Raw genomic sequence first — 24935 nt, forward strand, 5'->3', positions numbered from 1 at the left:
GTGGTGCTGGCGGAGCTGGGGGGATTCGAACCCCCGAGGGCTGTTAACCCAACCCGCTTTCCAAGCGAGCGCCATAGGCCACTAGGCGACAGCTCCGTGGGAGAGATTACCGGCAGATGGACGGCGAGGTGGAATCGGGACTCCACCCGGGGCCGCGCGGGCGACGTACCATCGGTGCATGACCGCGCGGGGCGACGACCCGGAGCCGTGGGCTCCGGTGGACCACCTGCCGAGCGACGCCCAGCGGATGGGCCTCAACCGGCTGGTGCCCGACGGTGCGCTGCTCGAGCTGGCGGGCTCGCTCGACAGCTCGAAGCGCTCGCACCGGGTGGTTGCCTGGGTGCTGCTGGTCGTGATGGCCGCGCCGGTCGTGCTGACCGTTGCCACCATCCTGCGCTGAGGACGCGGAGGGAGGAGCCATCGTGACCCACCCCGCCTACGACCTCGCCGCCCTCGACATGGCCGGCACCACCGTCGAGGGGGGCGGCCTGGTCTACCTCGCGGTCGAGCGCTCCGTCGCGGAGTCGATCGGCGGCGACATCCCTGCCGACGTGCTCCGGCGCTGGAAGGGCACCTCGAAGGAGGAGGCCATCGCCGGCATCCTCACCGACCTCGGCGAGGACGCCTCGGCGGCGCGGGTCGCGTCCGTCTTCGAGCTGTTCACCGCCACGATCGACGAGGCCTACCGCGAGCACCCGCCCACGCCCGTCCCCGGCGTGCTGGAGACCTTCGACGAGCTCCGCTCGGCCGGCGTGAAGGTCGCGCTGCAGACCGGCTACTCCGCTCCCGTCGCCGCCGCCATCCTCGACCAGCTCGGCTGGCGCGTCGGCGAGACCGTCGACGCGTTGGTCACCAGCGACCTGGTGCCGTTGAGCCGCCCGGCGCCGTACCTCGTCTTCCGGGCGATGGAGGCCACCCGGGCGACCGACGTACGCCGGGTGCTGACGGCCGGCGACACCCCCAACGACCTCGGCGCCGGCACCGCCGCGGGGGCGGGCTTCGTCGTCGGCGTCACCACCGGCTCGTTCGGGCGCGCTGCGCTCGAGGCCGAGCCGCACACGCACGTCTTCGACAGCATCACCGGCATCGCGTCCCTGCTGTGACGCTGATGTGAGGCTCCGCGGCCCCATCTACTAAGGTGGTCCGCAACCCCCCACGTGGCGGTATCTCACCCAACTCCCCCAGGGCCGGAAGGCAGCAAGGGCAAGTGAGCTCTATCGGGTACGTGGGGGGCCTTCGTCTTCCCGGCTACGGACGACGCGCGAGGTAGAAGTAGTTGAACGGGTCGGTCCGGACCTCGCGCACGTCGACGTCGACCAGGCCGGCCTCCTCGAGCATGCGGACGGCGGTCTGCCGGCCCCACACGGTGCCGAGCCCGGCGCCGCCGTGGGCCAGGGACACGGTCATGCAGTGCATCAGGCTGAGCGTGTAGAGGTAGGTCAGCCACGGCAGGCCGAGGTTGTTCTCCACGCCGGTCTGGGCCTTGATGTCGACCATCAGGAAGGTGCCGCCGGGGCGCAGTGCGGCGGCGACGCCGGCGAGGACCCGGTCGGGGAAGGCCTGGTCGTGGATCGCGTCGAAGGCGGTCACCACGTCGTACGCCGCCTCCTCGCCGAGGGCGGCGACGTCGCGGACCTCGAAGGTCGCGTTGGCCAGGCCCCAGGCGGCGGCCTCGGCGCGAGCGGCCTCGATCGCCTCCTCGCCGAGGTCGTACCCGACGAACGTGCTGGCCGGGTAGGCGCGGGCGAGCAGGTTGACCGCGTGCCCGGAGCCGCAGCCGATGTCGGCGAGGGCGACGCCGGCGCTCAGCTGCTCGTGGAGCCCGGGAACGGTGGGGACCACGACGTCGAGCAGGCCGGCGTCGTGCACGGCCGCGGCGTCGGCGGCCATCAGCTCGTGGAACCGGGGGAAACGGTCGTAGCCCAGCCCGCCGCCGTCGCGGAACCTCTCCCGCAGCTCCGGCTCGACCCCGGCCAGCATGGTCAGCATCTTCAGGCTGCGCGCGAGGTTCACCGGGCCGTCGGCCGGGGTGAGGCAGGCGGCGCGCTCGCGGGAGAGGGAGTAGTGGCCGGTCGCGGGGTCGTACGTCGCCACGTCGCCGGCGACGATGCCGTCCAGCCACTCGCGCAGGTAGCGCTCGTCGACGCCCGCCGCGGCGGCGAGGGTGCCGGGACCGGCAGGGCCGGTGCGAGCCAGCACCTCGAGCAGGCCGAGCTCGTCGCCGATGCCCAGGAGCAGGCCCAGGGCGGCGTCCTCACGCACCCGGACCATCCGCTTCTGGAAGGCCCTCGCCTCGTCGCGGTCCATGTCCGTCATGGCTGGTCGTCCTCTCGCTCGGGGGCGCCCGGAGGTGTCGGGGCCAGCGACTAGGGTGGCACCCGTGGACTCCCCGCTCGCGCTCTACCGCCGCTACCGGCCCGAGACCTTTGCGGAGGTCATCGGGCAGGAGCACGTCACCGAGCCGCTGCGGGCTGCGCTGGCCGCCAACCGGGTCAACCACGCGTACCTCTTCTCCGGCCCCCGCGGCTGCGGCAAGACGACGAGTGCGCGGATCCTGGCCCGGGCGCTCAACTGCGAGAAGGCGCCGATCTCCGACCCGTGCGGCGAGTGCGAGAGCTGCCGCGACCTGGCCCGCAACGGTCCGGGCTCGATCGACGTGATCGAGATCGACGCGGCCTCCCACGGCGGCGTCGACGACGCGCGCGACCTGCGCGAGAAGGCGTTCTTCGCGCCGGTCAAGAGCCGCTACAAGGTCTACATCATCGACGAGGCCCACATGGTCACGACGCAGGGCTTCAACGCCCTGCTCAAGCTGGTCGAGGAGCCGCCGCCCCACCTGCGGTTCATCTTCGCCACGACCGAGCCCGAGAAGGTCATCCCGACCATCCGCTCGCGCACCCACCACTACCCGTTCCGGCTGATCCCGCCGCGGCTGCTGACGTCGTACCTCACCGAGCTGTGCGAGCGCGAGGGCGTCTCCATCGAGCCGGCCGCGCTGCCGCTCGTGGTGCGGGCCGGCGCGGGCTCCGCGCGCGACACCCTCTCCGTGCTCGACCAGCTGCTCGGCGGTGCCGGGCCGCAGGGCGTCACCTACGACCTCGCCAGCGGGCTGCTCGGCTACACCCCCGACACCCTGCTCGACGACGTCGTCTCCGCGTTCGCGGCCGGCGACGGCTCGGCCGTGTTCGGCGTGGTCGACAAGGTGATCGAGACCGGGCAGGACCCGCGCCGGTTCACCGAGGACCTGCTGCGCCGGCTGCGTGACCTCGTCATCATCTCCGCCGTCCCCGACGCCGCCGCGTCCGGCCTGCTCGACCTGTCCGGCGACCAGGCCGACCGCCTCGTCGCCCAGGCGGCCGCCTTCGGCCGGGCCGAGCTGACCCGCGCCGCGGACCTGGTCGCCGCCGGCCTCACCGACATGCGCGGCGCCACCGCGCCCCGCCTGCTGCTCGAGCTGATCTGCGCCCGGATCCTGCTCCCCGCCGCCGACCACACGACCGAGGGGGTGCTCGCCCGTCTGGACCGGCTGGAGCGCCGCGCCTCGATCAGCGGTACGACGTCCGCCGAGTCCGCCCCGGCCCCGGCCCCGGCCGCGGTGCCCGCCCAGGACCGGCCCGGGCCCTCCCGGCACGACCGCGCGGCTCCCGAGCGGGCGGAGGTGCCGCCGGCCGTGGCTCCCGCACCCGTGGCTCCCGTGCCTGTGGCCGCGCCCACCCCGGAGCGCGCTCCCGAGCCGGTCCGGGCGCCCGAGCCGGTGCCCGAGCCGGCGCCGGTCGCGGCCGCGCCGCAGCCCCCCGCTCCCGCTGCCCCTGCTCCCGTCGCTGCAGCCGAGCCGGCCGGTGGCGGCAGCGGCCTCACCCTGGTCGACGTCCGCCGGCTGTGGCCCTCGGTCATCGACCGGGTCAGGAGCGTCAAGCGGGTCACCTGGATCCACCTCACCCAGAACTCCCAGGTCGTCGGGTTCAACGGCAAGGTGCTCAGCCTGGGCTTCCAGTCCGACGGACCGCGGCGCTCCTTCGAGGCCGGTGGCCACGCCGAGATCGTCCAGCAGGCGGTGATCGACGAGATCGGCGCCGACGTCCGGATCGAGGCGATCGTCGACCCGGCCGCCGACCCCAACGCCCGCGTCCCGGAGCCGGCCGCGCCCGCTGCCCCGGCGCCGCCCGCCGCGGCCCCTGCTGCCGACGCCGGCGGCTGGCCCGAGGTCACCGCGCCACCGGGGGCGAGCGCAGCGCCCGTCGCGCCGGCGCCCGTCCAGGACACCGCGCCCGCAGCCCGGCCCGCGCCGCAGGACGACCCGCCGCCGTGGGCCACCGAGCCGCCGCCGGCGGACGGGCCGCCTGAGCCGGAGCCCGACCACGAGCCGAGCGCCCGCCGGCAGATGATCGCCGACATCCAGGCGCGGGCCGACGCTGCTGCCGACGCGCCGCCGGAGGACCCCGACGCCGCCGTCGACTTCAACGACCAGGAGGTCGACGCCGAGTCCAGCGCCGAGCTCCTGGCCCGCGAGCTGGGCGCCCAGCTGATCGAGGAGATGCCGCGCGGCGAGTGACCCGCCCGGCCCTCGACGTACCCACCACCTTTCGCACAGACACGGAGAAGAGTCCCCATGAGCCAGAACCCCTTCGACGCCCTCGCCGGTGGCGGCGGCCTCGGCGGCCTCGACCTGGGCGCCCTGCTCCAGCAGGCCCAGCAGATGCAGGACCAGCTCCAGGACGCCCAGCAGCGCCTCGCCGAGACCACCGTCGACGGGACCGTCGCCGGCGGTGCCGTCACCGTGACGGTCACCGGGGCCGGCGAGCTGACCGCCGTGCAGATCAAGCCCGAGGCGCTCGACGGCACCGACGCCGAGGCCCTCGCCGACCTCGGCGACCTGGTCGTCGCGGCCTTCCGTGACGCCCGCACCAAGGTCGACGAGCTCGCCGAGCAGACCCTCGGCCCGCTGGCCGGCGGGATGCCGGACCTGGGCGGCGGACTCCCGTCGCCCGGCCAGCTCGGCTTCTGAGCGAGGGCAGCACCCTTGTACGAAGGCGTCGTCCAGGACCTCATCGACGAGCTCGGGCGGTTGCCCGGGGTCGGTCCGAAGAGCGCCCAGCGGATCGCGTTCCACCTGCTGCAGTCCGACCCGGCCGACGTACGCCGCCTCGCGGAGGTCCTGATCGAGGTCAAGGACAAGGTGAAGTTCTGCTCGGTCTGCTTCAACGTGGCCGAGGACGACCAGTGCCGGATCTGCCGCGACCCGCGCCGCGACCCGACGGTCCTGTGCGTGGTCGAGGAGTACAAGGACGTCGTCGCGATCGAGCGGACCCGTGAGTTCCGCGGCCGCTACCACGTCCTGGGCGGCGCGATCTCGCCCATCGACGGCATCGGACCCGAGCAGCTCCACATCCGCGAGCTGCTCACCCGCCTCGGTGACGGCACCGTCGTCGAGGTGATCCTCGCCACCGACCCGAACCTCGAGGGCGAGGCCACAGCGACGTACCTCACGCGCATGCTCGGCCCCCTGGGGTTGCGCGTCACGCGTTTGGCAAGTGGACTTCCGGTGGGAGGAGACCTGGAGTACGCCGACGAGGTCACCCTGGGTCGGGCATTCGTGGGAAGGCAGGCAGCGACATGAACGGGAACATGAGCGACGACAGCACCACCACCGAGCAGCTCCCCGGCCTCGCGGCGCTGGAGGCGCTGATCGCGGTCGAGACCGAGACCGTGCGCTTCGCCGACGACATCGCGGCGTCCGTGCGCTCCTTCCTCGACGGCCTGCGGGTCGTCGCGGCGCAGGCCAGCGGCGGCCAGGCCGTCTCCCTGCTGCTGCTCCAGATCAGCCAGATCGCCCTCACCGGCGCCCGGCTGGGCGTGCACCGCGACTTCGCGCCGCGCGACGAGTACCAGCCCGACGACGGGCCGGACCCCGACGACATCGACGAGCTGCGCCTGCAGCTGGCGAACCTGCTCGGCCAGCTCGACACCTACAGCTACGTCTTCGACCCCTACGCCCCCGAGGTGGTCGAGGGCCTGCTCTCCGACGACCTCACCAGCATCGCGGCCGACCTCGCCGTCGGCGTGCGCCACTACGAGGCCGGCGACGTGGAGGAGGCGCTGTGGTGGTGGCAGTTCTCCTACGTCTCCTCGTGGGGGGCGCTGGCCGGGTCGGCGATGAAGGCGCTGCTCTCCGTGGTCGCCCACGACCGGCTCGACGTCGATCTCGACACCACCCAGGAGCTCGCGCTCGTCGAGGCGGCGTCCGCTGTGCTGGACAGCGCGGAAAACGGCTAGCCCGCTCTCGTAGAATCGGGGGCGGCCCCGTCGTCGTGGCCTGCCCTTCCCCCGAGACCACCGCCAGGAGTGAGCCCCCGTGGGCATTGTCGTGCAGAAGTACGGCGGCTCGTCGGTCGCCGATGCCGCCGGGATCAAGCGCGTCGCGCAGCGCATCGTCAACACGAAGAAGGCCGGCCACCAGGTCGTCGTCGTCGTGTCCGCGATGGGGGACACGACGGACGACCTGATCGACCTCGCCAACGAGGTGTCCCCGCTGCCCCCCGCGCGCGAGCTGGACATGCTGCTCACCGCCGGTGAGCGGATCTCGATGGCCGTGCTGGCCATGGCGATCCACGACCTCGGCCACGAGGCGCGCTCGTTCACCGGCTCCCAGGCCGGCGTGATCACCGACGCCGAGCACGGCCGCGCGAAGATCATCGACGTCACGCCGGGCCGGATCGAGGCCGCCATCGGCGAGGGCGCGATCGCGATCGTCGCCGGCTTCCAGGGCGTCTCGCAGACGACCAAGGACATCACCACGCTCGGGCGCGGCGGCTCCGACACCACCGCGGTGGCGCTGGCCGTCGCGCTCGAGGCCGACGTGTGCGAGATCTACTCCGACGTCGACGGCATCTTCACCGCCGACCCGCGCATCGAGCCCAGGGCCCGCAAGGTCCCGCGGATCTCCTACGAGGAGACCCTCGAGATGGCCGCGCAGGGCGCCAAGATCCTGCACCTGCGGTGCGTCGAGTACGCCCGCCGCTACGACATGCCCATCCACGTCCGCTCCTCCTTCTCCGAGAAGGAGGGCACCTGGGTCGTCAAGGCCGAGGACGTCGCACAGGAGAACACCATGGAAGCCGCGATCATCACCGGTGTCGCCCACGACCGCAGCCAGGCCAAGATCACCGTGGTCGGCGTACCGGACAAGCCGGGCGAGGCGGCCGCGATCTTCCGCGCCGTCGCCGAGGCGCAGATCAACATCGACATGATCGTGCAGAACGTGTCGGCCGCGGCGACCAGCCTGACGGACATCTCCTTCACGCTGCCCGCCGGCGAGGGCCAGACCGCGATGACGGCGCTGTCGCGCCTGCAGGAGTCGGTCGGCTTCGAGTCGCTGCTCTACGACGACGGCGTCGGCAAGGTGTCCATCGTCGGCGCCGGCATGAGCTCGTCGCCAGGCATCTCCGCGCGCTTCTTCGAGGCGCTCTCGGAGGCCGGCGTCAACATCGAGATGATCTCCACCTCGGAGATCCGCGTCTCGGTCGTCGTGGCCGAGACCCAGGTCGAGGCGGCCGTCAACGCCGCCCACGCGGCGTTCGACCTCGGGTCGGACGAGATCGAGGCCGTCGTGTACGGCGGAACGGGGCGCTGAGCCATGGGCATCAACATCGGAGTCGTCGGCGCGACCGGCCAGGTCGGCGTCGCCATGCGGCAGATCCTGCTCGAGCGGAGCTTCCCGGTCGACCAGGTCCGCTTCTTCTCCTCGGCCCGCTCTGCCGGGAAGGTGCTCCAGTTCGGTGACCGCGAGGTCGTCGTCGAGGACGCCGAGACGGCCGACCCGACCGGGCTCGACGTCGCGCTGTTCTCCGCCGGCGCCACCGCGTCGCGCGCGCTGGTGCCGCGGTTCGTCGACGCCGGCGTGATCGTCGTCGACAACTCCTCGGCCTTCCGCAAGGACCCGGCCATCCCGCTGGTCGTCTCCGAGGTCAACCCGGAGGCCGCCCGCGAGGTGATCGAGGCCGGTCGCGGGATCATCGCGAACCCGAACTGCACCACCATGGCCGCCATGCCGGTGCTCAAGCCGCTGCACGAGGAGGCCGGCCTGGTCCGGCTGATCGCCTCGACGTACCAGGCCGTCTCCGGCTCCGGCATCGCCGGCGTCGAGGAGCTCGCCACCGGCGTCGCTGCGGCCGGCGACAAGGCGCGGGAGCTGGCGTACGACGGCGAGGCCGTCGCGTTCCCCGAGCCGGGCGTCTACAAGAGGACGATCGCCTACAACGTGCTGCCGTTCGCCGGCAACCTCGTGGACGACGGGCTCAACGAGACCGACGAGGAGCAGAAGCTCCGCAACGAGTCCCGCAAGATCCTCGGGATCCCGGACCTGCGGGTCTCCGGCCTGTGCGTCCGTGTCCCCGTCTTCACCGGCCACTCGCTGGCGATCAACGCCGAGTTCTCGAGGGCGCTGACCCCCGAGCGGGCGCGTGAGCTGCTCGCCTCGGCCCCGGGCGTCGAGCTCGCCGACATCCCCAACCCGCTCGCCGCGGCCGGCAAGGACCCGTCGTACGTCGGCCGGATCCGCCAGGACCCGGGCGTCGACGGAGACCGCGGCCTCGCGCTGTTCGTCTCCAACGACAACCTGCGCAAGGGCGCCGCCCTCAACACGGTCCAGATCGCGGAGCTGATCGCCGCCTCCCGCTGACCCGGCCCCAGTTGGCCGCAGAATTGCGCCGACCCGGCAGAAGATGACCCCGCTGAGGTGATCTTCTGCCGGGTCGTCGGCGTTGCGGGCTGATGGTACTGTAACACGTGGTTCGCCGCTGTCGGGGGCGCGTGTCCGCTGTAACACGTGGTTCGCTGCACTACCCGACCCAAGACCCCGCGAAAGGGGGTCTGCACGGGCCCCGAACAGGGGACACGTGGCGGGTAGAGCGGCGAACCACGTGTTACAGCGGCCAGGGGCCGTGGCGGGGCAGCGCTACTCGTCGGCAGGGTCGACGAAGGTCTTGGTGACCCAGACCGAGGCGAGGTAGGCGCCGATGCTGAGGATCGGCACGATGATCAGCGTCGACCAGTGGTCGAGCAGGTCGATGAGGAACAGCAGCGCCACCACGGCGACCAGGCCGACGGCCAGGAAGCTGCTGCTGCCCGGGTCGGGGATCGCGAACGCCTTGAGCAGCTGGGCGCCCAGCAGGACGCACAGCGCGAACGTGGCGACCAGCAGCAGGAACCCCGGACCGCCACCGCACGAGGACGTCCCGCGGACGGCCTCGCAGCCGCGCAGGGACAGCCAGGTCAGCACGACCATCGCCGCGCCCACCACGAGCCCGGTGAGGGCCGCGGCGCGGTAGACGGTCAGCAGCGGGCCGCCGTCGCCAAGGGCGGCGATCTCGGCGTCCTCCAGGGCCGCGGTGCTCACCGGCTCGGGCTCGACGTCCACGACGACCGGCTCGGGCCGGACAACGGGCTTCGGTGCGGGCTTGGGGACCGGCTTCGGAGCGGGCGTAGGGGCCGTGACGACGGGCGCGGGCTCCGGCTCGGGCTCCGGTTCCGGCTCCGGTTCCGGTTCCGCGACGACGGTCGGCTCGGGCTCCGGCTCAGTGGCCTCATCGGCAGGCTCGGGCTCGACGACCTCGGGCAGGACCGCGGTCGGCTCGGGCACGGGGTCCGGCTCGACGGCAGGCTCGGGCTCCACGACCTGGGCGACGGGCTCGGCGGCGGGCTCGGGCTCCACGACCTGGGCGACGGGCTCGGCGGCGGGCTCGGGCTCCACGACCTCGGCGACGGGCTCGGCGACGCGCTCCGGCTCCGGGACCGGACGGGCAGCAGGACGGGCAGCAGGACGGGCAGGCGGAGCGGCTTCCGCCGGGGCGGGCGCGGCGGCCGACTCGGCGGACTTCTTCTTCCGCCCGAACAGCTTGGGCGGCTCCAAGCTGAGCTTCAGCTTGTCCTGCTCGTCTGACATGGCATGCAGTGTGTCACGAACGCACAGGTGATCGACGGGTGGCCGCAGGGCGACACGGCGACGCGCGCACGGTAAAGAATCCGGCGAAAACGTCGCGGGGGCGGACCCGGTCTCGCCGGATCCGCCCCTCACGCTGTCGGGCTGACAGGATTTGAACCTGCGGCCTCCTCGTCCCGAACGAGGCGCGCTACCAAACTGCGCCACAGCCCGCCGATCATGGGCTTCGCAGAAGCCCACTCACAAGCACGGGAGCATAGCGGAGCAAGGGCCCGGACCTGCAATCGGGATACCCCCGCCGGGGATCACCGCGGCTGGAGCGTGAGCAGCGTGGCCTCGGGACGGCAGGCGATCCGGACCCGGGTGTACGGGTTGGTGCCGAGGCCGGCCGACACGTGCAGCCAGGCCGAGCCCGGGTCGCCGGGGCGGGAGTCGGCGGGGTGGCGGTGCAGGCCGCGAGCGCGGGCCGGCTCGAGGTCGCAGTTGGTGGCGTACGCGCGCGAGCCGCCCGGCCACGGCAGCCGGACCTGGCCGCCGTGGGTATGGCCGGCGACGATGGCGTCGTACCCGTCGGCGGCGAACTGGTCCAGCACCCGCAGGTACGGCGCGTGCGCGACCGCGAGCCGCAGGTCGGCCGTGGCGTCGGCGGGGCCGGCGACGGCGGCGAGGTCGTCGTACTCGAGGTGCGGGTCGTCGACGCCGGCGAAGGCCAGCACCGCCTCGCCGACCTTGACCTGCTCGCGGCGGTTGGTGAGGTCGACCCAGCCAGCACCGGTGAGGCCGGCGCTGAGGTCGCGCCACGGCAGCTGCGGGACGTGGGTGTGGCGGGTGCCGTCGTCCGGCAGCAGGTAGCCGATCGGGTTGCGGAAGCCGGGCTCGAAGTAGTCGTTGGAGCCGTGCACGAACACACCCGGGCGCTCGAGCAGCCCGCCGAGGCTGTCGAGCACGGCGGGCACGGAGTCGCGGTGGGCCAGGTTGTCGCCGGTGTCGATGACCAGGTCGGGCTCGAGCCGCGCGAGCCCGCGCAGCCACTCCTGCTTGCGGGTCTGGCCGGGGGTCATGTGGAGGTCGCTGAGGTGCAGCACCCGCACCGGCCGCATCCCGGCGGGCAGCACCCGCAGGTCGAGCCGGCGCAGCGTGTACTGACGGGCCTCCCAGGCGGCGTACGACGTCACCGCCGCCCCGAGGCCCGCCCCGACGCCGGCGCTCCGCAGCAGCGCACTCCCGAATCCCATTCGTCCAGTCTCGCCCACGGCGGGCAGAATCAAGGCATGAGCACCCTCAAGGACCAGCTGCGCACCGACCTCACGACCGCCATGAAGGCCCGCGACGAGGTCCGGTCGTCGACGCTGCGGATGATCCTCACCGCCGTGACCAACGCCGAGGTCGCCGGAAAGGTCGCCAAGGAGCTCACCGACGACGAGGTCCTCACCGTGCTCGCGGCCGAGGCCAAGAAGCGCCGCGAGGCCGCGGTTGCGTTCGAGGAGGGCGAGCGCCCCGAGAGCGCTGCCAAGGAGCGTGCCGAGGCCGCGGTCATCCAGGACTACCTGCCCGAGCAGCTCGGCCCCGAGGAGATCGCCGCGATCGTCACCGCCGCCGTCGAGCAGGCCGGTGCTGCGGGCGCCGGGCCCAAGGCCATGGGCCAGGTGATGGGCATCGTGCAGCCGCAGGTCAAGGGTCGCGCCGACGGCGCTGCCGTCGCCGCGGAGGTACGCCGCCAGCTCGGCTGACGCGTGCGGCGGAACGGTCGGGGGTCAGCCCCGGCCGTTCCCGTGGCCCTTGTTCTTCTTCCCCTTGCCCTTCTTGACCTTGGGCGTGCCGTCGGAGACGTAGAGCGTGACGGTGTCGCCGGAGGCGAGGCGCGCGCCGGTGCCGGGCGCCGAGTAGGCGACCAGGCCCTGGCCGACCGCGGAGTCGACGGTGCCGCCGTTGACGACCGTGAAGCCGAGGCCCTCGAGGGTCGCCTTCGCGTCGTCGTACGACTTCCCGGACACGGCCGGGACCGTGATCAGCAGGCCGCGTACGTCGCTCGAGGACGGGCGGGTGAAGTCGACGTCGTCGAGCAGCGGGGCCACCGCCTTGAAGGCGTCACCCCAGATCGGGCCGGCGGTCGTGGAGCCGGAGGACGAGTACAGGGTCCGGCCGCCCACGGCCTTGCCGTCGAGCGACTCGGGGTGGCCCTGCGGGTTCACGCCGGCGACCATCGCCGCGCCGGCGAGGTTGGGCGTGTAGCCGACGAACCACACCGCCTTGTTGTCGCTGGTGGTACCGGTCTTGCCGGCCGCGGGCTGGCCCGGGTACTGCGCGGCAGCGAAGCCGCCGGAGGAGACCACGCCGCGCAGCACGTCGTTGACCGCGTTCGCGACGGGACTGGCGAGCACCTGGGTGCACTGCTTCTCGTACTTCTTCAGCACGTTGCCCTGCGCGTCGGCGATCTCGGTGACGGGACGGGCGTCGCAGTGCAGGCCCTGGGCGGCGAAGGTCGCGTAGGCCTCGGCCATCTCGAGCGGGCTCACGTCGGCGATGCCCAGGGTGAACGACGGGACCTGCGCGGCCTTGGTGAGCTCGGTGATGCCCATCTCGCGGGCCAGCTTCCACGGCTCGCAGATGCCGGTCGCCTTCTCGAGGTTCACGAAGAAGGTGTTGACCGACTTCTGGGTTCCCTCGTAGAGGTTCGGCGCCGCCGAGGCGCTGGTCGAGTTCTTCGGGCTCCAGGTCTCGCTGCTCTGGTAGGGCCCGTCGCAGGTCGTGAAGTCACGGAGGTTGACGGTCAGCGTCTGCGGCGCGGGGAAGCGCTGGGTCAGCGGGATGTCCTGGTTGATCGCCGAGGCGAGCACGAACGCCTTGAACGTCGAGCCGGGCTGGAAGCCGGCCGCGTCGCCGTACCGCGTGGGCACGGTGTAGTTGAGGAAGGTCTCGCCCTTCTTCTTGCCCATCGGCCGCGACTGGGCCAGGCCCTTGACGTTGCCGGTCCCGGGCTCGATGAGCGCGAGGCCGCCGATGGCCTGGTCGTCCTTGTAGACGTGCGCGGCGACGGCAGCGTTCGCGGCCTTCTGGTAGCGCAGGTCGACGGTCGTCTTGATGGTGAGGCCGCCGTTGAAGATCAGCCGCTTGCGCTCCTGCTCGGTGGCGCCCAGGGCGGGGTCGGCCATCAGCCAGCGCACGACGTAGTCGCAGAAGAACTGGGCCTCGGAGTTGACGCAGCCGTTGGGCTGCTCCTGAACGTGCAGGCCGAGCTTGCGGTCCTTGGCCTTGTCGGCGTCGGCCTGCGAGATCACGCTCAGCTGGGCCATCCGCTCGAGCACGACGTCGCGACGGACCTTGGCCTGGGCGGCGTTCCGCGTCGGGTTGTAGGCCTCGGGGCTCTGCACGAGACCGGCCAGCAGCGCGGCCTGGCGCAGCTTGAGGTCCTTGGCGTTGACGCCGAAGAAGTGCTGGGCGGCCGCCTGGATGCCGTACGCGCCGTCACCGAAGTACGCCGTGTTGAGGTACCGCTCGAGGATCCAGTCCTTGCTGTGCCGCTTCTCGAGGGCGATCGCGTAGCGCAGCTCGCGCAGCTTGCGGCCGTAGCTGTCCTCCTTGGCGGCCCGGATCGCCTCCTTGTCGCCCTCCGCCTGGGTGATCAGGGTCAGCTTCACCAGCTGTTGGGTGATCGAGGACCCACCCTGGGCGACGCCACCGGCCGCCTGGTTGGTGAGCAGCGCGCGCAGCGTGCCCTTCAGGTCGAGTGCGCCGTGCTGGTAGAAGCGGAAGTCCTCGATCGCGACGATCGCCTCGACCATGGTCCGCGAGATCTGGCGCAGCGGGACGTTGACCCGGTTCTGGTCGTAGAGCGTCGCGATCGTCTTGCCCTCGGCGTCCTGCACCTCGGTACGCTGCGGGAGCTGCTCGGTCTCGAGCTCCTGGGGCAGGTCGTCGACCGACTCGGAGACGTTGCGCGCGGAGAAGCCGAGCACGCCGGCGAACGGGATCGCCAGGCCGGAGACGACGACGCCGAGCACGACTGCGACGAGCAGCATCACGCCGAGGTGGGATGCGACCTTCCCGGGGGGCAGGCCGTCGAACCGGGTGCGAGACATGCGGTCAGGGTACGGGACCCTGCCCCACGGCCCCGACTCGTCGGGGGTCGGGCACCGGCTCCCTGCCTAGTCCTATGTGACTAGGCAGGTTGGGCCCGATGAGTGATATCCAGTTTGGCGATCCTCCTTTACTTTGGAGCGGTCGAGGAGACCGAGCGCTGTGGGGGCGACGGCTCTTCGGATGTGGGAAGTACAGGGGACAACACATGTGGGTTGAGGATTGGGCGCCGCGCGCCGCCTGCCGGGACCAGCAGCCGGACCAGCTGTTCGTCCGTGGCGCTGAGCAGAACAAGGCGAAGCAGGTCTGCACCAGCTGCGCCGTACGCACCGAGTGCCTCGCCGAGGCGCTCGACAACCAGATCGAGTGGGGTGTCTGGGGCGGCATGACCGAGCGGGAGCGTCGTGCTCTCCTCCGTCGTCGTCCGGCTGCCTCGTGGCGCAAGGTCCTCGAGGACGCGCGCGACGAGCAGACCATCCCCGCCGTCTGACGGGAGACAACCGCCTTCTCCGGCGCTGCTGGCCTCGGTCAGTGGCGTCGGGCGAGGAGGTTGCCGACCCGGCGCAGGCCGTCGAGGTCGTGCACGTCACCGGCGAGCGCCGGTACGACGGCCGTCGCCACCTGGGGGTGCGCGGTCGCGAACCGCTCCCGCAGCGTGCGCTCGCGCTCGACCATGCGCACCCGGTCGGCGTGCAGCCGGAGCAGCCCGGCGGTCAGCGAGCCGTCGCCGGTACGCCGCAGCCGCTCGGCCGCGGTCATCGCCTCGTCGGCCGACAGCTCGCCGCCCGGGTCCGGGCTGGCGCGGTTGACGACCAGGCCGGCCAGCGGCATCTCGTCCTCGCTGAGCCGCTCGACGAAGTACTCCGCCTCGCGCAGCGCGTCCGCCTCGGGCGCGGCGACCACGAGGAACGCCGTGCCGTCGGCCTTGAGCAGCGAGTAGGTCTGCTGCGCGCGCTGCCGGAACCCGCCGAAGACGGTGTCGAGCGCGGTGACGAAGGTCTGCAGGTCCTTGAGGAACTGCGCCCCCAGGATCTTGGTCAGCGCGTTGGTGATCAGGCCGATCCCGGCCGTCATCAGCTTGGCCGGCCCCTTCGCGGGCATCAGCAGCAGCCGCACGAACCGGCCGTCCAGGAAGCTGGAGAGGCGCTCGGGTGCGTCGAGGAAGTCGAGTGCCGAGCGCGACGGCGGGGTGTCGACGACGATCAGGTCGTAGGTCCCGGAGTCCTGGGCATCGCGGTGGATCTGGCCGAGCTTCTCCATGGCCATGTATTCCTGCGTGCCCGCGAACGAGCTCGACAGCGCGATGTAGAACGGATTGGCCAGGATCTGCCTGGCCTTCTCCGGGCTGGCCTGGGAGAGCACCACCTCGTCGAAGGTGCGCTTCATGTCGAGCATCATCGCGTCGAGGTGGCCGCTGCCCTGCACGCCGGTGACCGGTCGCGGGGTGTTGTCGAGCTCCTCGATCCCCATCGACTGCGCGAGCCGGCGGGCCGGGTCGATGGTGAGCACGACGACCTTCCGGCCGCGCTCGGCGGCGCGCAGCGCGAGCGCCGCGCTGGTCGTGGTCTTGCCGACGCCACCGGAGCCGCAGCACACGATGATCCCGGTCCGGGGGTCGTCGAGCAGGGCGTCGACGTCGAGCGGGTCGGCGTGGTGGCCGGGGCCGGTGGCGGGACCGACACGGGAGGGACGGTGGGCGCTGCTGCGGGCCATGATCGCTATGCCATCCCTTGCGCTCGGAGGAGGCCGGCGAGCTCGTAGAGCCCGCCGAGGTCGATGCCGCCCGCCATCCGCGGCAGCTCGTACGACGGCACGTCGAGCCCGGCGACCAGCTCGCGCTGCGAGTCCTCGAGCGCCCGGCGCTCGGCGTGGTCGGCGGCCTCCGCGAGCAGGCCGTCGACGAGGGCGGGGCTGACGGTGATGCCGCCGGCGGCGAGGTCGGCCTCGATCCGGTCGCGGTCGAGGGTGCCGGCGCGGGCGGCCGCGAGGTCGTCGGCGTCGAGGTCGCGGGGCCGGACCTGGTTGACGATCACGCCGCCCACGGGCAGCTTCGCCGTCCGCAGCTCGGCGATGCCGTCGGCGGTCTCCTGCACCGGCATCTCCTCGAGCACGGTGACCAGGTGCACGGCGGTGCGCGGGGAGCGGAACAGGGTCATCATCGTGTCGGACTGGGCCTTGATCGGTCCGACCTTCGCCAGGCCGGCGAGCTCGTTGCTGACGTTGAGGAACTGCGTGATCCGGCCGGTCGGCGGCGCGTCGAGCACGACGGCGTCGTACTCGATGGCGGACTTGTTGCGGCTGTTGCGCTGCACGGCCTCGTAGACCTTGCCGGTCAGCAGCACGTCGCGCACGCCGGGCGCGATGGTCGTGGCGAACTCGATGACGCCGAAGCGGTCGAGGGCCTTGCCGGCCCGGCCGAGCCGGTAGTACATCGAGAGGTACTCCAGGAGCGCGGACTCGGCGTCGATGTGCAGCGCGTGCACGACGCCGCGACCGCCGTCCTCGTCGGGGAGGCCGGTCGTCAGCCGCCGCTCCTGGTAGGGCAGCGGGTCGACGTCGAACATCCGGGCGATGCCCTGGCGGCCCTCGACCTCGCACAGGAGCACGTTCCTGCCCCGGGTCGCGAGGGCGAGCGCGAGGGCCGACGCGACGGTCGACTTGCCCGTGCCGCCCTTGCCGGTGACGACGTGGAGACGCACCTTCGGCCAATCGCTCACCCGACGGAGCCTAGTGGTGCGCCCCCACGTCAGGGGATCAGTCCAGCGAGAGCCCGGCGGCCGGCGTGACCCGGGACGCCTTGCGCGAGGGCAGGACCGCGGCGACGAGGCCGGCCAGGGCGGAGGTCGTCACCACGGCCGCGAGCTGCCCCCACGGCAGCACCAGGCTCGCGCCGTCGACGGCGGGCTGCACGAGCGCCCGGACGCCGGTCCAGGCGAACAGCACGCCCAGCGCGGTGCCGATCAGGGTCGCCACGACGGACAGCAGCACCGCCTCGGCGGCCAGCATCCGGCGTACCTGGCGACGGGTGAGGCCGAGCGCCCGCAACAGTGCGTGCTCGCGGCCGCGCTCCAGCACCGACAGGCCGAGGGTGTTGCCGATGCCGACCAGGGCGATGAGCACGGCGATGGCGAGCAGGCCGAGGACACCACCGGTGAGCACGTCGAGCTGGGTGTCGACGTACGCCCGCCTGGCCAGGCCGTTCTCCACGCCGGCGTCGAGTGGAGAGGCGACGGCCTCGACCGAGCCGGCCAGGTCCTCGGGGTCGGCGTCCTCGGCGGCGCGCAGCCACACCGCCTGGGTCCCGGCATCGGGGGCGAGCTTCGCGAGCGTCGTACGGCGGACCAGGGCGGCCTCGCCCCAGCCCTCGCCACCGGCGACCCGGAGGTCCCGGCTCCTGTCGCCGACGGTGACCCGGACGACGTCGCCGACCTCGACGCCGTCGCCGATCAGGTCCCAGGGGACCAGGACCTGCCGCGGCCCGGGCGTCGGGAGGTCGCCGTGCAGCACCTCCGCGGCGCCCGCGGTCGTCGCGGGCAGCAGGGGGAGCGGGTCGAGGTCGCCGATCCGGGCGAGCGCACCGGGGACGGGTACGGCGGCGGCGATCCCGTCGATCGCCCGCAGCCTGGCCTGGGTGTCGCCGGGCAGCGGAGCGGCACCGGTGACGGCCAGGTCGATCGGGTGCTGCTCGTCCATGTCGGCGGCGAGGGCGCTGCGGGAGCTCGCCATGCCCGTGAGCACCGCCGTCGTCAGGGTGACGCCGACGAGCAGCGAGGCCGCCGTGGCGGCGGTCCGGCGCGGGTTGCGCACGGCGTTGCCGGCGGCCAGGCGTCCGGCCGGTCCGAGCAGCCGGTGCGTGAGCGGCCCGGCCGCGCGGATCAGGGCGGGCACCAGGACCGGCCCGAGGAGCAGCACGCCGGCGAACACCGGGATGCCGCCGGCCGCGAGGGTGCCGACGTCGGCGGTGGCGACCGCCGCCGCCAGGCCGAGAGCACCGGCGGCAAGGGCGAGGACGCCGAGGGTGAGCCGGATCCGGCCGCTGCGGGTGCGGACCCGGGTGCTGTCGTCGGGGCGCAGGGCGGCGAGCGGGCTGACCTGGACGGCGCGGCGGGTCGGCAACCAGGCCGCCACGAGGGTGACGAGGACGGCCACGGCGGCGGCCCCCGCGAGCCAGGCCGCGCTCACGTGGGGTGCGCCGAGCCGGGTCTGCGGCCACTGCGCGCGGACCAGCGCCACCAGGCCGTGGCCGACGCCGAGCCCGGACAGGACGCCGATGACGGCGGCGAGGACCCCGAGCGCGAGCGACTCGAGCCGGACCGAGCGCAGCACCTGACGACGGGTCGCGCCGACGCAGCGCAGCAGCGCGAAGTCGCGCGTGCGCTGGGCGAACAGGATCGTGAAGGTGTTGTTGATGACCAGGATCCCCACCACGAGGGCGATCGCGCCGAACAGCAGCACGACCACTTGGACGACGTCGACGCCGTTGTTGACCTGCTGCTGGAGGTCCTGGACGTAGTCGTCGACGGACTCGACGTCCGCGTCCGCCACGGCGGCGCCGATCCTCGACGCTGCATCGGGACCTGCCCAGGCGAGGCTGGTCACGAACAGCTGGTCCTGCCACCGGGCGAGGTCCGACCACAGCACGTAGACCGAGGCATAGGCGTAGGTCGACGGCGAGTCGACGAGCCCGACCACGGTGACGTCGAGCGCGCTGGCTCCGGTGCCGATCCGCAGCCGGTCGCCGACCGCGACCTTCTCGACCTTGGCGGTGTTCGTGTCGACCACGGCCTCGCCCGGTCCGCCCGGGAACCGGCCGGCGACGAGGTCCTGCCAACGACGGTCGGGTCGGTCGGGGAGCTGGCCGATGTCGGTGTCGGTGTCGATCACCTTCCCGGCGAGGGCCACCTGCTGCATCGTCCAGCCGATCAGCCACGCGTCGGCGCCGTCCTGCTGCGCGGCGTCGAGGAGGGTGCCTGCGTCCGCGGCCGAGGGGCTGTCGACGACGGCCGTGGCGCCGTCGTACGGCTCCGCGAGACCGGCGGTCAGGCCCGCCCGCATCGACGACGACAGGGCGGCGGTGACCACGATGAACGCCGAGCCGATGACGACGGCGAGCAGCGCGGCGCCGTACCGGCGCGTGTGCGTGCGCAGCGACGCCAGGATCACGGTGCGCATCAGGCCGCGACCTCGCGGCGCTCGGTGATCCGGCCGTCGGCGAGCACGACGACCTCGTCGGCGTACTGCGCCGCCTCGATCTCGTGGGTCACCATCACCACGGTCTGGCCGAGCTCGCGCACGGACTGGCGCAGCAGCGAGAGGACCTCGGCCGAGCTGGTGCTGTCGAGGTTGCCGGTGGGCTCGTCGGCGAACACGATCGCCGGCCCTGCCAGCAGCGCCCGCGCGATGGCGACCCGCTGCTGCTGACCACCCGACAGCTCCGAGGGCCGGTGCCCGAGTCGCTCGGTGAGGTCGAGGGTCTCGACGATGGCGGCGAACCGCTGCTGCGCCTCGCTGCTGCGGTCGCGACCGGCGAGCTCGGTCGGCAGCCAGATGTTCTGCTCGGCGCTCAGCATCGGCAGCAGGTTGAACGCCTGGAAGACGAACCCCACGTGGTCGCGGCGGAACCGGGTCAGTGCGTCGTCGCCGAGGTTCTCCAGGGGCTGGCCCGCGACGGTGACGGTGCCGCCCGTCGGCTGGTCCAGGCCGGCCAGGCAGTGCATCAGCGTGGACTTGCCGGACCCGGAGGGCCCCATGATCGCGGTGAACCGGCCCGCGGGGAGGTCGAGGTCGACGCCGCGCAGGGCGTGGACGAGGGTGTCGCCGCGGCCGAAGGACTTGGTGAGGCCGCGAGCGCTGGCGGCGAGCAGGGAGGTCATGGCACCGAGCCTCGCCGGGATCGGCGGGCGGATCGTCAGGCCACGGGCTGATCCTGTGTACGACGACGGGTGGACCTCGGGTGCGACCGGTCAGGAGCCGACCAGTCCCGTCTCGTACGCCAGCACGACCAGCTGCACGCGGTCCCGGGAGCCGGTCTTGGCGAGCAGCCGTCCGACGTGCGTCTTCACGGTGGCTTCGGAGACCACGAAGTCGGCGGCGATCTCGGCGTTGGAGAGGCCCCGGCCGACGAGGACGAGGGTCTCGCGCTCGCGCTCGGTGAGGGCGTCGAGCCGGTCGTCGGGGGCCGTGGACGACGGGTCGGGCAGGGCGCCGGCGAAGTGGTCGAGCAGGCGGCGGGTGGTGCTGGGGGCGACGACGGAGTCGCCGGCGTGGACGGTGCGGATGGCGTCGAGGAGGGTGTCGGGGGTGGCGTCCTTGAGCAGGAACGCCGCTGCGCCGGCGCGGATCGCGGCGAAGGCGTACTCGTCGAGGTCGAAGGTGGTCAGCACGATCACCTGGGGCGCCTCGGGCCACTGGGCCAGGCGTCGGGTGGCCTCGACACCGTCGAGGCGCGGCATCCGCACGTCCATGAGGACGACGTCGCAGCGCGTCACCGAGAGCCGCTCCAGCGCCTGGCCGCCGTCGCCGGCCTCGCCGACGACCGTCAGGTCGGGTTGGCTGTCGATGAGCATCCGGAACCCGGCGCGGACCAGGTCCTGGTCGTCGACGAGGAACACCCGGATCGGCTCGCTCCCAGCATCGGTCACAGGGGGATCCTCGCGCACACGCGGAAACCGCCGCCCGGCACCGGCCCGGCCGTCAAGGTGCCGCCGTGGGCGTCGACCCGCTCGCGCATTCCGGCCAGGCCGAGTCCGCGGCCGTCGTCCGGTGCTGCCGCGCCACGACCGTCGTCGGCCACCTCGACCGCCACGACACCGTCCTCGACCCGCACCCCGACGCGGGCAGCGGCACCCGGCCCCGCGTGCTTGCGGACGTTGCTCAGCGCCTCCTGCACGATCCGGTACGTCGTCAGCGCCACCCCGTCCGACACGGCCGGCAGGCCGGCCGGCACGTGCCCGTCGACCGAGGTGCCCGCGGCGCGCGCCTCGTCCAGCAGTGCCGGCAGGTCGGCGAGCCGGGGCTGGGGGACGGTGGTTGCCTCCTCCGCACGCAGCAGGCCGAGCATCCGGCGCAGCTCGGCGATCGCCTCCCGCCCGGTGCTGGCGATGGTGGCGAGGGCCGGACCGGTCACGCTCGGGTCGTGCGCAGCGGCAGCGCGGGCGCCGTCGGCCTGCACGACGATCGTGGTCAGCCCGTGCGCCACGACGTCGTGCATCTCGCGGGCGATCCGGTGCCGCTCCTCCATCGCGGCCAACGCTGCCTGCTGGGCCGCCTCGCGCTCGAGCCGCTCGCCGCGCTCGACCAGCGCGTCGACGTACGCCTGACGGGTGCGGGCGAGCGTGCCCAGCGTCCAGGCGACGACGACGAACAGGCCGATCGTGACCGAGTACGCCGCGACGTTCTCGGGGGTGAGCAGGTTCGCGCCGAAGCCGCGCAGCCAGTCGACGGCGGCGATGGCGGCGCCGACCAGACCGGTGCCGAGCGCGGCAGCAGCCCAGCGCGGGCCGGCGTAGCGGGCGACGGAGTAGAGGGCGACCGGGAACGCGAACTGGCTCCACAACGGGGTGTCGTTGACCAGCGGCTGCACGGCCGTCGCGCCGGCGACGAGGGCGAAGACCGCGACGGGGTGGCGGCGCCGGGCGAGGAGCGGGGTGATCTGCAGGACCATCAGCACGCCGTCGACGGCGTCGACGAGAAGCAGGTACGGCACCACCGGCAGCAGCAGGAACCCGGTCAGCCCGAGGTCGAACCACCGCTCGCCGCGCGGCCCGAGGCGCCAGGGTTGCCGATGCACCGGGCCACCGTAGACGGGCCGGGAGGCCCGGACGTCAGACCACGGGTGGATCCGTCACGGCCGACGTACCATCGGAGATGTCGGAAGGAGTTGCCATGGCCGAGCAGTCCCGGCTGGAGCGCTACAAGCACCTGCCCCCGCCGATCGACCCGGACACGCTGCGCACCTCGCAGGACGTCGACCCGGCGCCGCCGGAGGAGGACGACACCTACCGCGAGCTGCTCTGGGTCGTGAACCGCTACGGCTGACCGGCTCAGCGGGCTCGGCGGGGCTCAGCCGGCGATCTTGTCGGCCAGGACCACCCAGGTGAAGAAGGCGATGCCGAGCAGCATCCCGACGTGCCCGAGGATCGACAGCGACGGCCCTTCCGCCCAGCTGTCGCCGGTGGTGTCGGCGGCGTGCTTGCCCGGGCGCGCGAACCACCGCGCCAGGATCAGGATCCCGACCAGCACCTCGAGCCACCAGGCGACCAGTGCGAGCGCGCCGATGCCGCCGCTGGGAGAGGTGAGGTAGTAGATCCACACCGCCAGCGCGACCACCCCGATCAGGGTGTGGGCGTTGACGACCGTGAGGGGTACGACGGCGTGGCCGGACTGGGCGTGCTCCGAGGAGAGCCGCATCCTGGTCAGGAGCACGACCACCGCGGCGAGCGCGGTCAGCATCCACACGGCGTTGTCGAGGCTCACCGCGGCATCGTCGCACACCCTGTGACCCGCGCCACACGACCATGCCGTCTGAGTAAGGTCAGTCCATGACCAAGTGGGAGTACCAGGTGGCGCCCGTCCTCAACCACGTCGCGGCGCAGATCCTCAACAACTTCGGCCAGGACGGCTGGGAGCTCGTCACCCTGATCCCGGGCCAGGGCGGCAACGACATCGCCTACTTCAAGCGCCCGGTCGAGGGCTGAGCCGTGGCCGCGCACAGCACCCCCGAGGAGCGCCTGGCCGAGCTCGGCCTGACGGTTCCCGCGGTCGTTCCGCCGGTGGCGGCGTACGTCCCCGCCGTCCGCAGCGGCGACCACGTCTACACCGCCGGCCAGCTGCCGATGCGCGATGGCGCGTTGATGGAGACCGGCAAGGTCGGCGACACGGTGAGCCCGGACGAGGCCTACCAGTGCGCCCGCCAGTGCGCGCTGAATGCGATCGCCGCGATCCGCTCCGTGGCGGGCGACCTCGCCAACGTGCGGATCGTCAAGGTCGTCGCCTTCGTCGCCTCGGCGCCGGACTTCACCGGCCAGCCGGGGGTCGCCAACGGCGCCTCCGACCTGTTCGGCGACGTCTTCGGCGATGCCGGCATCCACGCCCGCTCCGCGGTCGGCGTACCCGTGCTGCCGCTGGACTCGCCGGTCGAGGTCGAGGTCGTCGCCGAGATCATGGCGGCCCTGTGAGGATCCCCCTCCCGCCGATCCCGTTGCCGGCGCACGTCGCGGACCTCGCGGCGCAGTACGGCGACGGGCGGCGCGAGGCCGCGCAGCCGCGCGATGCTGCGACCGTCGTCCTGCAGCGCCCGGACGCGCAGGGGCGCCCGGAGGTCTACCTGCTGCGCCGGCAGACCACGATGGACTTCGCCGGCGGCATGTGCGTGTTCCCCGGCGGCGGGGTGGACCCGCGCGACTACGACCACACGGTCGCCTGGGCCGGACCCCAGCCCGCCGAGTGGGCGGCCCGGCTCGGCACGAGCGAGGACGTCGCCCGCGCGCTCGTCTGCGCCGCGGTCCGCGAGACCTTCGAGGAGTCCGGTGTCCTGCTGGCCGGCGCGTCCGCCGGCTCCGTCGTCGCCGACACCACCGGCGAGGACTGGGAGGCTGATCGGGTCGCGCTGGAGTCGCGCGAGCTGGCGATGACCGACTTCCTGGACCGCCGCGGACTGGTGCTGCGCACCGACCTGCTCGGCATCTGGAGCGGGTGGCTCACGCCGGTCTTCGAGCCGAAGCGCTACCGCACGTGGTTCTTCGTCGCCCAGCTGCCCGAGGGGCAGGTCACCCGCGACGTCTCCTCCGAGTCCTCCGAGGTCGTCTGGCTGGCTGCCGACGAGGCGGTCGCGCAGACCGAGGCCGGCGAGATGGCGATGCTGCCGCCGACGTACCTCACCTGCATGGAGATCGGGGCCATGGGCACCGTCGACGCCGTGATCGCGGCCAGCGCCGAGCGCAGCGTGGAGATGTTCATGCCCGAGGTGGAGCCGCTCGGCGACGGGTTCACGCTGTCGATCCCCGAGCTGCTGCGGCCCCTGCTGGCGGCGCGCCGGAGCTGAGTCGATGACGGTGGAAGCCCAGTCCTGGACCGGCGGCGAGCACGGCGACCGAGGCCGCTGCGTGCTGGCCCCCAACCCCGGCATCATGACCCTCGACGGCACCAACACGTGGGTGCTGCGCGAGCCCGGCTCCGCCCGCTCGATCGTCGTCGACCCGGGCCCGCTGCACGACGAGCACCTCGACGCCGTCGCGGAGGTCGCCGGCGAGGTCGAGGCGGTCGTGGTCACCCACCACCACCTCGACCACACCGAGGCCGCCCGCGCGTTCGCCGAGCGGATGGGCTGCGGCGTGCGCGGGCTCGATCCGGCGCAGTGCTGGCGTTCGGAGCCCCTGGCCGACGGCGAGGTGCTCTCGGTCGGGGGCCTCGACGTCGAGGTCATCACGACCCCCGGCCACACCACCGACTCGATCTCACTGGTCGTCGACGCCGACGGTGCGCTGCTGACCGGCGACATGGTGCTCGGTCGTGGCACGACGGTGATCGTCCACCCCGACGGCGACCTCGGCTCGTACTTCGACTCGATCGCCCGGATGCGCTCCCTCGTCACGTCCGGTCGGGTGCGGTCGCTGTGGCCCGCCCACGGCCCGGTGCTCCCGGACGCCGCCGGGGTCCTCGACCACTACGTCGTGCACCGCCGCGAGCGCCTCGCCCAGGTCGAGCAGGCGCTCCAGCGCCTCTGCCTGTCGCCGGCGCAGCTCCCCGCGGACGTCGCCGAGGACCCGACGCTGCCACGACAGGTCGTCGAGGTCGTGTACGCCGACGTCGACGAGTCGCTCTGGGGCGCGGCGGAGTGGTCCGTGCGCGCCCAGCTGGCATACCTCGCGCGGCGCTGAACGACGACGCCCCTCCACGCCGGTGGCGTGGAGGGGCGTCGGTG

Annotated in this window: 26 protein-coding genes, 2 tRNA genes and 1 other RNA gene; 16 read left to right on the forward strand and 13 right to left on the reverse strand. The window is 73.0% G+C overall.

Features of this window, described 5'->3' with window-relative positions:
* Positions 1–7: 7 nt before the first annotated feature.
* Positions 8–96 (reverse strand) — tRNA-Ser (locus BJ958_RS22265).
* 82 nt (positions 97–178) lie between these two features.
* Here BJ958_RS22265 and BJ958_RS22270 point away from each other — a divergent pair.
* From BJ958_RS22270 to ffs, 3 genes are all read left to right on the forward strand, one after another.
* Entirely contained in the window at positions 179–400 is a 222-nt protein-coding gene (locus BJ958_RS22270; protein ID WP_179729018.1) for a hypothetical protein, read from the forward strand.
* 22 nt (positions 401–422) lie between these two features.
* The gene (locus tag BJ958_RS22275; protein ID WP_343052766.1) at positions 423–1103 is read left to right on the forward strand and encodes a phosphonatase-like hydrolase; all 681 of its coding nucleotides are present in this window, start codon (positions 423–425) and stop codon (positions 1101–1103) included.
* 44 nt (positions 1104–1147) lie between these two features.
* Positions 1148–1238: signal recognition particle sRNA small type (gene ffs / locus BJ958_RS22280), an RNA gene on the forward strand.
* A 10-nt stretch (positions 1239–1248) separates the two neighbouring features.
* Here the strand turns inward: ffs and BJ958_RS22285 are convergent.
* A complete protein-coding gene (locus tag BJ958_RS22285) occupies positions 1249–2316 on the reverse strand; it encodes a class I SAM-dependent methyltransferase (RefSeq protein ID WP_179729019.1) in 1068 nt (355 codons plus the stop codon).
* Here BJ958_RS22285 and BJ958_RS22290 point away from each other — a divergent pair.
* The 6 genes from BJ958_RS22290 (at position 2306) to BJ958_RS22315 (ending at position 8677) form a co-directional block, all read left to right on the forward strand.
* A complete protein-coding gene (locus tag BJ958_RS22290; protein WP_425489784.1) occupies positions 2306–4552 on the forward strand; it encodes a DNA polymerase III subunit gamma and tau in 2247 nt (748 codons plus the stop codon). The two genes, BJ958_RS22285 and BJ958_RS22290, sit on opposite strands and share 11 nt — an antisense overlap.
* 57 nt (positions 4553–4609) lie before the next feature.
* Entirely contained in the window at positions 4610–5005 is a 396-nt protein-coding gene (locus BJ958_RS22295) for a YbaB/EbfC family nucleoid-associated protein (protein ID WP_179729021.1), read from the forward strand.
* 15 nt (positions 5006–5020) lie between these two features.
* The gene (gene recR / locus BJ958_RS22300; RefSeq protein WP_179729022.1) at positions 5021–5617 is read left to right on the forward strand and encodes a recombination mediator RecR; all 597 of its coding nucleotides are present in this window, start codon (positions 5021–5023) and stop codon (positions 5615–5617) included.
* Positions 5618–5625: 8 nt separating this feature from the next.
* On the forward strand, positions 5626–6273 hold the full coding sequence (locus BJ958_RS22305; protein ID WP_179729023.1) for a DUF5063 domain-containing protein: 648 nt from the start codon (positions 5626–5628) through the stop codon (positions 6271–6273).
* A gap of 79 nt (positions 6274–6352) precedes the next feature.
* Positions 6353–7630, forward strand: coding sequence for an aspartate kinase (locus BJ958_RS22310; RefSeq protein ID WP_179729024.1), 1278 nt, complete (start codon positions 6353–6355; stop codon positions 7628–7630).
* A 3-nt stretch (positions 7631–7633) separates the two neighbouring features.
* Entirely contained in the window at positions 7634–8677 is a 1044-nt protein-coding gene (locus BJ958_RS22315) for an aspartate-semialdehyde dehydrogenase (RefSeq protein WP_179729025.1), read from the forward strand.
* A 276-nt stretch (positions 8678–8953) separates the two neighbouring features.
* Here BJ958_RS22315 and BJ958_RS22320 read toward each other — a convergent pair whose 3' ends face one another.
* The 3 genes from BJ958_RS22320 to BJ958_RS22330 form a co-directional block, all read right to left on the reverse strand.
* Positions 8954–9940 (reverse strand): hypothetical protein, encoded by a 987-nt coding sequence (locus tag BJ958_RS22320; RefSeq protein WP_179729026.1) that lies wholly within the window; start codon positions 9938–9940, stop codon positions 8954–8956.
* Between the two features lie 136 nt (positions 9941–10076).
* Positions 10077–10150, reverse strand: a tRNA-Pro gene (locus BJ958_RS22325).
* Positions 10151–10242: 92 nt separating this feature from the next.
* Complete coding sequence (locus BJ958_RS22330; RefSeq protein ID WP_179729027.1) at positions 10243–11172, reverse strand: metallophosphoesterase; 930 nt, start codon at positions 11170–11172, stop codon at positions 10243–10245.
* 36 nt (positions 11173–11208) lie between these two features.
* Here BJ958_RS22330 and BJ958_RS22335 point away from each other — a divergent pair, with 36 nt between their 5' ends.
* Entirely contained in the window at positions 11209–11667 is a 459-nt protein-coding gene (locus BJ958_RS22335; protein ID WP_179729028.1) for a GatB/YqeY domain-containing protein, read from the forward strand.
* Positions 11668–11691: 24 nt separating this feature from the next.
* Here BJ958_RS22335 and BJ958_RS22340 read toward each other — a convergent pair whose 3' ends face one another.
* Positions 11692–14016 (reverse strand): transglycosylase domain-containing protein, encoded by a 2325-nt coding sequence (locus BJ958_RS22340; protein WP_179729029.1) that lies wholly within the window; start codon positions 14014–14016, stop codon positions 11692–11694.
* Between the two features lie 206 nt (positions 14017–14222).
* Here BJ958_RS22340 and BJ958_RS22345 point away from each other — a divergent pair, with 206 nt between their 5' ends.
* Positions 14223–14504 (forward strand): WhiB family transcriptional regulator, encoded by a 282-nt coding sequence (locus tag BJ958_RS22345; RefSeq protein ID WP_179729030.1) that lies wholly within the window; start codon positions 14223–14225, stop codon positions 14502–14504.
* A 38-nt stretch (positions 14505–14542) separates the two neighbouring features.
* Here BJ958_RS22345 and bagB read toward each other — a convergent pair whose 3' ends face one another.
* The 6 genes from bagB to BJ958_RS29205 all read right to left on the reverse strand — a co-directional run bounded on the left by bagB (position 14543) and on the right by BJ958_RS29205 (position 21803).
* On the reverse strand, positions 14543–15727 hold the full coding sequence (bagB, locus tag BJ958_RS22350) for an ArsA family ATPase (RefSeq protein ID WP_179729031.1): 1185 nt from the start codon (positions 15725–15727) through the stop codon (positions 14543–14545).
* A gap of 5 nt (positions 15728–15732) precedes the next feature.
* Positions 15733–16764, reverse strand: a complete 1032-nt coding sequence (gene bagA / locus BJ958_RS22355) for an ATPase BagA (RefSeq protein ID WP_218866546.1) — start codon at positions 16762–16764, stop codon at positions 15733–15735.
* A gap of 4 nt (positions 16765–16768) precedes the next feature.
* Positions 16769–19186: an ABC transporter permease gene (locus BJ958_RS22360; protein ID WP_179729033.1), complete on the reverse strand. Its 2418-nt coding sequence runs from the start codon at positions 19184–19186 to the stop codon at positions 16769–16771.
* Entirely contained in the window at positions 19186–19887 is a 702-nt protein-coding gene (locus tag BJ958_RS22365; protein WP_179729034.1) for an ABC transporter ATP-binding protein, read from the reverse strand. The genes BJ958_RS22360 and BJ958_RS22365 overlap by 1 nt, the downstream gene beginning before the upstream one ends.
* 90 nt (positions 19888–19977) lie before the next feature.
* The gene (locus BJ958_RS22370) at positions 19978–20655 is read right to left on the reverse strand and encodes a response regulator (protein WP_273518570.1); all 678 of its coding nucleotides are present in this window, start codon (positions 20653–20655) and stop codon (positions 19978–19980) included.
* Positions 20652–21803 (reverse strand): DUF7134 domain-containing protein, encoded by a 1152-nt coding sequence (locus BJ958_RS29205; RefSeq protein WP_179729035.1) that lies wholly within the window; start codon positions 21801–21803, stop codon positions 20652–20654. Before BJ958_RS29205 ends, BJ958_RS22370 begins: the two co-directional genes overlap by 4 nt.
* Before the next feature lie 95 nt (positions 21804–21898).
* On the opposite strand from BJ958_RS29205, the gene BJ958_RS22380 reads away from it, so the two are divergent.
* Complete coding sequence (locus tag BJ958_RS22380; RefSeq protein ID WP_179729036.1) at positions 21899–22051, forward strand: hypothetical protein; 153 nt, start codon at positions 21899–21901, stop codon at positions 22049–22051.
* A gap of 24 nt (positions 22052–22075) precedes the next feature.
* Here BJ958_RS22380 and BJ958_RS22385 read toward each other — a convergent pair whose 3' ends face one another.
* Entirely contained in the window at positions 22076–22489 is a 414-nt protein-coding gene (locus BJ958_RS22385) for a hypothetical protein (RefSeq protein ID WP_179729037.1), read from the reverse strand.
* A 65-nt stretch (positions 22490–22554) separates the two neighbouring features.
* Here BJ958_RS22385 and sp36 point away from each other — a divergent pair, with 65 nt between their 5' ends.
* Genes sp36 through BJ958_RS22405 form a run of 4 tightly spaced genes read left to right on the forward strand, consistent with a single transcriptional unit; the run spans position 22555 to position 24891 of the window.
* Complete coding sequence (sp36, locus tag BJ958_RS22390) at positions 22555–22710, forward strand: Sp36 family protein (RefSeq protein ID WP_179729038.1); 156 nt, start codon at positions 22555–22557, stop codon at positions 22708–22710.
* A gap of 3 nt (positions 22711–22713) precedes the next feature.
* Positions 22714–23190, forward strand: coding sequence for an Atu1372/SO_1960 family protein (locus BJ958_RS22395; RefSeq protein WP_179729039.1), 477 nt, complete (start codon positions 22714–22716; stop codon positions 23188–23190).
* Entirely contained in the window at positions 23187–24056 is an 870-nt protein-coding gene (locus tag BJ958_RS22400) for an NUDIX hydrolase (RefSeq protein WP_179729040.1), read from the forward strand. The genes BJ958_RS22395 and BJ958_RS22400 overlap by 4 nt, the downstream gene beginning before the upstream one ends.
* A gap of 4 nt (positions 24057–24060) precedes the next feature.
* Positions 24061–24891 carry an MBL fold metallo-hydrolase gene (locus BJ958_RS22405; RefSeq protein ID WP_179729041.1) on the forward strand — a complete coding sequence of 277 codons (831 nt, stop codon included), beginning with the start codon at positions 24061–24063 and terminating at the stop codon, positions 24889–24891.
* The last annotated feature ends 44 nt before the right edge of the window (positions 24892–24935 follow it).

Source organism: Nocardioides kongjuensis, assembly GCF_013409625.1.
GTDB classification, from domain to species: Bacteria; Actinomycetota; Actinomycetes; order Propionibacteriales; family Nocardioidaceae; genus Nocardioides; species Nocardioides kongjuensis.

What these genes read in the sequence shown, in the direction of transcription:
- BJ958_RS22270 (WP_179729018.1), top strand. Translation starts at nt 179, where the DNA reads ATGACCGCGCGGGGCGACGACCCGGAGCCGTGGGCTCCGGTGGACCAC.
- BJ958_RS22290 (WP_425489784.1), top strand. Translation starts at nt 2,306, where the DNA reads ATGTCCGTCATGGCTGGTCGTCCTCTCGCTCGGGGGCGCCCGGAGGTG.
- BJ958_RS22285 (WP_179729019.1), bottom strand. Translation starts at nt 2,316, where the DNA reads ATGACGGACATGGACCGCGACGAGGCGAGGGCCTTCCAGAAGCGGATG.
- BJ958_RS22295 (WP_179729021.1), top strand. Translation starts at nt 4,610, where the DNA reads ATGAGCCAGAACCCCTTCGACGCCCTCGCCGGTGGCGGCGGCCTCGGC.
- BJ958_RS22305 (WP_179729023.1), top strand. Translation starts at nt 5,626, where the DNA reads ATGAGCGACGACAGCACCACCACCGAGCAGCTCCCCGGCCTCGCGGCG.
- BJ958_RS22315 (WP_179729025.1), top strand. Translation starts at nt 7,634, where the DNA reads ATGGGCATCAACATCGGAGTCGTCGGCGCGACCGGCCAGGTCGGCGTC.
- BJ958_RS22320 (WP_179729026.1), bottom strand. Translation starts at nt 9,940, where the DNA reads ATGTCAGACGAGCAGGACAAGCTGAAGCTCAGCTTGGAGCCGCCCAAG.
- BJ958_RS22330 (WP_179729027.1), bottom strand. Translation starts at nt 11,172, where the DNA reads ATGGGATTCGGGAGTGCGCTGCTGCGGAGCGCCGGCGTCGGGGCGGGC.
- BJ958_RS22335 (WP_179729028.1), top strand. Translation starts at nt 11,209, where the DNA reads ATGAGCACCCTCAAGGACCAGCTGCGCACCGACCTCACGACCGCCATG.
- BJ958_RS22340 (WP_179729029.1), bottom strand. Translation starts at nt 14,016, where the DNA reads ATGTCTCGCACCCGGTTCGACGGCCTGCCCCCCGGGAAGGTCGCATCC.
- BJ958_RS22345 (WP_179729030.1), top strand. Translation starts at nt 14,223, where the DNA reads ATGTGGGTTGAGGATTGGGCGCCGCGCGCCGCCTGCCGGGACCAGCAG.
- bagB (WP_179729031.1), bottom strand. Translation starts at nt 15,727, where the DNA reads ATGGCCCGCAGCAGCGCCCACCGTCCCTCCCGTGTCGGTCCCGCCACC.
- BJ958_RS22360 (WP_179729033.1), bottom strand. Translation starts at nt 19,186, where the DNA reads ATGCGCACCGTGATCCTGGCGTCGCTGCGCACGCACACGCGCCGGTAC.
- BJ958_RS22365 (WP_179729034.1), bottom strand. Translation starts at nt 19,887, where the DNA reads ATGACCTCCCTGCTCGCCGCCAGCGCTCGCGGCCTCACCAAGTCCTTC.
- BJ958_RS22380 (WP_179729036.1), top strand. Translation starts at nt 21,899, where the DNA reads ATGGCCGAGCAGTCCCGGCTGGAGCGCTACAAGCACCTGCCCCCGCCG.
- sp36 (WP_179729038.1), top strand. Translation starts at nt 22,555, where the DNA reads ATGACCAAGTGGGAGTACCAGGTGGCGCCCGTCCTCAACCACGTCGCG.
- BJ958_RS22405 (WP_179729041.1), top strand. Translation starts at nt 24,061, where the DNA reads ATGACGGTGGAAGCCCAGTCCTGGACCGGCGGCGAGCACGGCGACCGA.